7 protein-coding genes are annotated in these 5298 nt (G+C 70.8%); 1 reads left to right on the top strand and 6 read right to left on the bottom strand.

Going from position 1 to position 5298, the window contains the following annotated elements; translation table 11 throughout:
- From ACIRDX_RS20290 to ACIRDX_RS20265, 6 genes are all read right to left on the bottom strand, one after another.
- Positions 1 to 133 (bottom strand): S4 domain-containing protein (locus ACIRDX_RS20290; RefSeq protein WP_396627257.1); only part of this gene is annotated, 133 nt, incomplete at its 3' end.
- Between the two features lie 17 nt (positions 134 to 150).
- Positions 151 to 1083, bottom strand: coding sequence for a polyprenyl synthetase family protein (locus ACIRDX_RS20285; protein ID WP_396627256.1), 933 nt, complete (start codon positions 1081 to 1083; stop codon positions 151 to 153).
- On the bottom strand, positions 1080 to 1334 hold the full coding sequence (xseB, locus tag ACIRDX_RS20280; RefSeq protein ID WP_396627255.1) for an exodeoxyribonuclease VII small subunit: 255 nt from the start codon (positions 1332 to 1334) through the stop codon (positions 1080 to 1082). Before xseB ends, ACIRDX_RS20285 begins: the two co-directional genes overlap by 4 nt.
- Positions 1331 to 2794, bottom strand: a complete 1464-nt coding sequence (gene xseA, locus ACIRDX_RS20275) for an exodeoxyribonuclease VII large subunit (RefSeq protein WP_396627254.1) — start codon at positions 2792 to 2794, stop codon at positions 1331 to 1333. Before xseA ends, xseB begins: the two co-directional genes overlap by 4 nt.
- 320 nt (positions 2795 to 3114) lie before the next feature.
- On the bottom strand, positions 3115 to 3915 hold the full coding sequence (locus tag ACIRDX_RS20270) for a TIGR00282 family metallophosphoesterase (protein WP_396627253.1): 801 nt from the start codon (positions 3913 to 3915) through the stop codon (positions 3115 to 3117).
- Positions 3916 to 3922: 7 nt separating this feature from the next.
- The gene (locus tag ACIRDX_RS20265) at positions 3923 to 4354 is read right to left on the bottom strand and encodes an Hsp20/alpha crystallin family protein (RefSeq protein WP_396627252.1); all 432 of its coding nucleotides are present in this window, start codon (positions 4352 to 4354) and stop codon (positions 3923 to 3925) included.
- A gap of 361 nt (positions 4355 to 4715) precedes the next feature.
- Between ACIRDX_RS20265 and ACIRDX_RS20260 the strand changes: the two genes are divergently transcribed.
- Positions 4716 to 5165 (top strand): Hsp20/alpha crystallin family protein, encoded by a 450-nt coding sequence (locus ACIRDX_RS20260; RefSeq protein ID WP_396627251.1) that lies wholly within the window; start codon positions 4716 to 4718, stop codon positions 5163 to 5165.
- Positions 5166 to 5298: the final 133 nt, after the last annotated feature.

Below are 5298 nucleotides of genomic sequence, written 5' to 3'. Positions count from 1 at the left end.
CACGCACGAGGTGTCCGGGCTTGGGCGCGGCGGTCGTGCCGGGCAGCACCACATGCCCCGCGAGAATCAGCGCACGGGCCCGCTCGCGCGAGGCCGCATGGCCGCGCTGCACCAGCAACTGGTCGAGCCTCACACGGGCGGCGCGGTCGCTCACTGGTGGCGCGTCAGGGTCCAGTCGAGGATCGCCGGCAGGTGACCGGAGAGGCCCGCCGTCGCGAGCGCCGCGTGGCCGCGCTCGGCGCACTCACGCGCACGCTGGCGGCTCCCCTCGACGCCGAAGAGGGCAGGGTAGGTCAGCTTGCCTGCCGCCGCGTCCTTGCCCGCACTCTTGCCCAACGAGGCCGCATCGCCCTCGACGTCGAGCACGTCGTCGACGATCTGGAAGCAGAGGCCGAGCTCGATGGCATAGGCGTCGACGGCGGCGACCTGCGCCGGCGTGCCGCCGGCCATGATCGCGCCGGCCCCCGTCGCGGCCCGGATGAGGGCGCCGGTCTTGCGGGCGTGCACGTCCTGCAGGCGCGCGAGGTCGTCCTCGGCGCGGTCCTGGCGCGGCGCGCCCTCCCACTGGAGGTCGAGGACCTGGCCGCCCACCATGCCCCAGGCGCCAGCAGCCCGCGCGATCAGGGCGATCGCTTGAAGTTTGCGGGTGGCGATCGCCGGACCGTCCAGCGCCGGCTCCCGCGCCAGCAGCGCAAACGCCTCGGTGAGGAGGCCGTCGCCGGCCAGGATCGCCAGCGCGTCGCCGTAGACCACGTGATTGGTCGGCCGCCCGCGGCGCAGGGTGTCGTTGTCCATCGCCGGCAGGTCGTCATGCACCAGCGAGTAGGTATGGATCATCTCGAGGGCGCAGGCGGCGGGCAAGGCCAGGCGTCGCGCGTCGGGATGTCCGAGGCCCACGGCGTCGGCGGCGGCGAGGACGAGGACCGGCCGCATCCGCTTGCCACCCGCCAGCAGGCTGTAGCGCATCGCTTCGTGGAGGCGCTCCGGGCAGTCGTCCGGCGGCGCCGGCAGCCAGGCCGCGAGCGCCTGTTCGAGGTCACGCCGGCAGCCGTCGGCAAAGGTCTCGAAGTCGGCGGCGCTCATGCGCGATCGGCCGGGCGGGGGGCGAGGTCCTTCTCGAACGCGGCCGTCTCGTCGCGCAGGCCGCCGTTCTGCGTCAGCACCTGGATGCGCTTCTCGGCATCGGTCAGCTTCTCGTGACAGAAGCGCGAGAGCGTGACGCCGCGCTCGAACAGCGCGAGGGACTGCTCCAGGGGTTGGTCGCCCTGCTCGAGGGCGCGCACGATGCCGTCGAGTTCGGCGATGGCCTGTTCGAAATCGGTGGGGTCGGTCATGGACGTGGTGGAGGGGCGGGTGTGGTGCCGCCGACCTCGCACTGGAGGAGGCCGTCGGGAAGCTGGACGTGCACCTGCGTGCCGACAGTGACGTCGTCCACGCTGCGCACGACGGTCGTGCGTGGAGCATCCCAGCAGATCGCGTACCCGCGCGCAAGCGTGCCGAGCGGGCTGAGGGCGTGCAATTGTCCGGCGAGCGCCGTCAATTGCCGGTCGCCGCGATGCCAGACCAGGTCGATGGCCTGGCGGGCCCGCGCCAACTGGCCGTCGACACGGCGTGAGGCCTGGGCCAGCCGCGTATCGAGACCGACCTGCGCCAGCCGGTCCCGGCGTGCCTGGAGTGTCGACGCGGCGCGGCCCTGGCGGTGTCGGGCCGCACCGGCGAGGCGTTCGTCAAGCGTGGTGAGCCGGCGCAGCCGGGTGGTCAGCTGTCGCTGCGGATGCTGCTCGTCGAGCCGGCGCGCGAGGTCGTCGAGTCGGCGATGGCCCTCCTGCACGCGGGTGCGGAGCGCCCCGACCAGTCGCTCGTGCAGGTCCATGCGTTGCCGGTCACGGTCGAAGACGCGATCGCGGAAGCGGGCGAAGGCCGGCCGCTGCTCGGCATGGAGCAGGCGGGTCCGTTGCCGATCGAGCCGGCTGCGCAGCAGCAGGGCCATCTGGCGTCGGGCACCCGCGATGCGGTCGCGGAACATGCTGGCCTGGCCGACGACGATCTCGGCGCCCTGCGATGGGGTGGCGGCGCGGACATCGGCCACGAAGTCGGCAATCGTCGTGTCAACCTCGTGCCCGACGGCGGAGATCACCGGCACGGGACACGCGGCAATCGCGCGCGCGACGACCTCCTCGTTGAACGCCTTCAGATCCTCGGCCGAGCCGCCGCCGCGACCCACGATCAGGACGTCGACATTCGCCACGCGCGCCACGCGCGCGATGGCGCGGGCAATCTCCGGACCCGCATCGTCGCCTTGCACACGCGTCGGCGCGATGACGATGTCGGCCGGGGCGTGGCGGGTGCGGAGCACGCGGATGATGTCGCGCAGGGCGGCGCCTTCGAGCGACGTGACGACGCCGATGGCGCGGGGCAGCAGCGGGAGCGGCCGCTTGCGGGCCTGGTCGAACAGCCCCTCGGCCTGCAGGCGCTTCTTCAGCTGCTCGAACGCGAGCTGCAGGGCGCCGGCGCCGCGCGGCTCGAGCCCGTCCACGTACATCTGGTAGCGGCCGGTCGGCGCATAGACGGAGAGGCGGCCGCGCGCGATCACCTGCAACCCGTTGGTGAGCTTGAAGCGGAGACGGGTCGCGTCGGTCCGCCACACGACGGCGGACAAGCGGGCGCCCGCGTCCTTCAGCGTGAAGTACAGGTGGCCGCCCTTGTCGCTGCAGTCGGTGAGCTCGCCCTCGACCCACACGCGCGGGAACTCACCCTCGAGCGTTCGCCGGACGGCGCCGGTGATCTCGCTCACCGAGAACACGTGGGGCCGCTGCGCGGGACCGCCTGGCGCCCGGTTCCTGTCGCCTGCGATGTCTGCGGCCGGCTCTCCCGCTCGACTCCGTTCGGGGCGTGCGAGCCCGGCCCCTCGCTCGTCCCTGGCCACTGACGCCTCGGCGGGTGGGACGTTCGCAGCGGGTGGCCTTCCACCGGTGGCAGGCGGCGCCGCCGGTGGGGCCGCCTCTGCTCCTCGACTCCGCTCGGGGCCAGCGACGCCGACCGACGGCCGGTCGAGGGGACGCAGATCCTCCGGGTCGAGGGGCGCGTCCTCGAACGGGAGGTCGAACAGCGAGTTCACCGGAGGTCCTCGATGTCGGTCGGCGTCAGGCTCAGGCGCTCGATGGCCGTGGCCTTGCCCGTGGCGACATCGGCGGTGACGATCACGCCGTGCAGGCGGGGCATGCCCGACGCCGTGTCGAACTTGGTCGGCAGTCCCGACAGGAAGCGCTGGATGATCGGGCCGCGCTCGACGCCGATGACCCCGTCGTGCGGGCCGGTCATGCCGACGTCGGTGCAGTAGGCCGTACCGCCGGGCAGCACCTGGGCATCGGCCGTCTGCACGTGCGTGTGCGTGCCGACGACCGCCGTCGCGATGCCCTCGAGATGCCAGCCGAGCGCCACCTTCTCGGAGGTCGCCTCGGCGTGGAAGTCGACGAACAGGATGTCGGCGTGCTGCCGCAGGCGTTCCGCCTCGGCGCGTCCCAGCGAGAACGGGTCGTCGAGCGCCGTCATGAACACGCGTCCCATCAGGTTCAGGATGGCGACGCGCGTGCCGCTCGACAGCGTCACGATGGTCGAGCCGCGTCCCGGCGTGCCGGCGGGGTAGTTGAACGGGCGCAGCAGCCGCGGCTCCTCGTCGATGAAGTTGAGGATCTCGCGCTTGTCCCAGACGTGGTTGCCCGAGGTCATCACCGCGATCCCCGACTCGAAGAGTTCCTTCGAGATGTCGCGGGTGAGCCCGAAGCCGCCAGCGGCGTTCTCGCCGTTGGCGATGACCAGGTCGATGGCGCGCGTGCGGACGAGCGCCGGCACGGCGCGGCGCACGAGGTCGCGGCCGACCTTGGCGAAGATGTCGCCGATGAAGAGGATGCGCATCCGGCGCCTAGACGACTTTCTCGATCGGGATCACGAACTCGTGCCCGGCGTTGAGCCGGGGGAGACGCACGCGCAGCTCGCCCTCGGTCATGGTGGCGCGGGCGCCAGCGAGGTCGAGGGTGGCGGTGATGCGCACGGCGCGCGCGAACCGGCCGAAGCTGCGCTCGACCAGGTGGTACGCCGTCGCCGGCAGGGTCGAGGCGCCGGCCGGCCACTTGCACCCCGCAATCACCAGCGTGTTGTTCTTGAACAGGACCCGCACATCTTCAGGTGAGACCCCGGCGAGGTCCATGACGACCTCGAGCGAGTCTTCACGCTCGACGACGTCCATCGGAGGGGCATAGAGGCCGCCCGGCGCGGCGTCGTGGGCCTGCTGCAGATCCTCGAAGAGCCGGCGGACTTCGTCGGCGAGCTCGGCCGCCTCTGGAAACGACAGCATGCCCCGCATGATCGCACGCCCGCTGCGGGATGGCGAGGGAGGTTTCCCGGAGGAGGCGTCGGGCTGGCCCCACACTCGGCGTTGCATCTCATTTTGCAGGCGTCTGGCGTGCCCGACGCTCAGCGTGGCCTCGCTGAGCGTCGCTTGAGGGCGACGGCTACGCAGGACGAATATGAGCAAGATATGCTCATATTAGGTGCTTGACACGCGCTCATGTCGTTCGTATAGTGAGTTTCGTTGGTGAACGACATACGGTTCGCCAAGCCGCCTGGTCGGGCATGCCGACGGGCGGACAGGAGATCAGCAGGACAGGGATGGGAGGTGGCCTCGATAGCCGCCTCCGCTTTCTGAGGAGGACGACATGACCATGGTGCGATTCGATCCGTTCCGGGAACTGGCCACGATGCAGGACCGCATCAACCGCATCTTCGGCGATGCCTACACGCGGCGCTACGACGACGACCTGACGCAGCGCGGCGAGTGGTCTCCGGCGGTGGACATCTACGAGAACGCCCACCAGGAGATCGTGCTGAAGGCGGAACTGCCGGGGATCGCCCGCGAGGACATCGACCTGCGGGTGGAGAACAACACGCTCACGTTGCGGGGCGAGCGCAAGCGCGACACCGAGGTGAAGCAGGAGCAGTATCACCGCGTCGAGCGGGCCTACGGCGCGTTCAGTCGCTCGTTCTCGCTGCCGTCCCGCATCGACACCGAGAAGGTGCGGGCGGAGTTCAAGGACGGCGTGCTCGCGATCACGCTGCCGGTCAAGGCCGAGGCCAAGCCGCGGCAGATCGAGGTCGCGATCAATTAGGAATTCGGAGTTCAGAATTCAGAATTGGAAGATCGAAGTTCGAAGGGACAGCGCCCAGCCCACGGGCATCGAGGGCACGAGGCACCGGCATCGCCGGGCTTCGTGCCCGTTGTCGTGTCTGGGCTGACGCGCC

Source organism: Luteitalea sp. (genome assembly GCF_044337415.1).
Taxonomy (GTDB): Bacteria; Acidobacteriota; Vicinamibacteria; order Vicinamibacterales; family Vicinamibacteraceae; genus Luteitalea.
Note: the sequence above shows the minus strand (reverse complement) of the source record. Positions and strands in the feature narration are given on the sequence as shown.

Coding starts and splice junctions, on each gene's coding strand:
- ACIRDX_RS20270 (WP_396627253.1), bottom strand. CDS start 3,915: ATGCGCATCCTCTTCATCGGCGACATCTTCGCCAAGGTCGGCCGCGAC.
- xseB (WP_396627255.1), bottom strand. CDS start 1,334: ATGACCGACCCCACCGATTTCGAACAGGCCATCGCCGAACTCGACGGC.
- ACIRDX_RS20285 (WP_396627256.1), bottom strand. CDS start 1,083: ATGAGCGCCGCCGACTTCGAGACCTTTGCCGACGGCTGCCGGCGTGAC.
- ACIRDX_RS20265 (WP_396627252.1), bottom strand. CDS start 4,354: ATGCTGTCGTTTCCAGAGGCGGCCGAGCTCGCCGACGAAGTCCGCCGG.
- ACIRDX_RS20260 (WP_396627251.1), top strand. CDS start 4,716: ATGACCATGGTGCGATTCGATCCGTTCCGGGAACTGGCCACGATGCAG.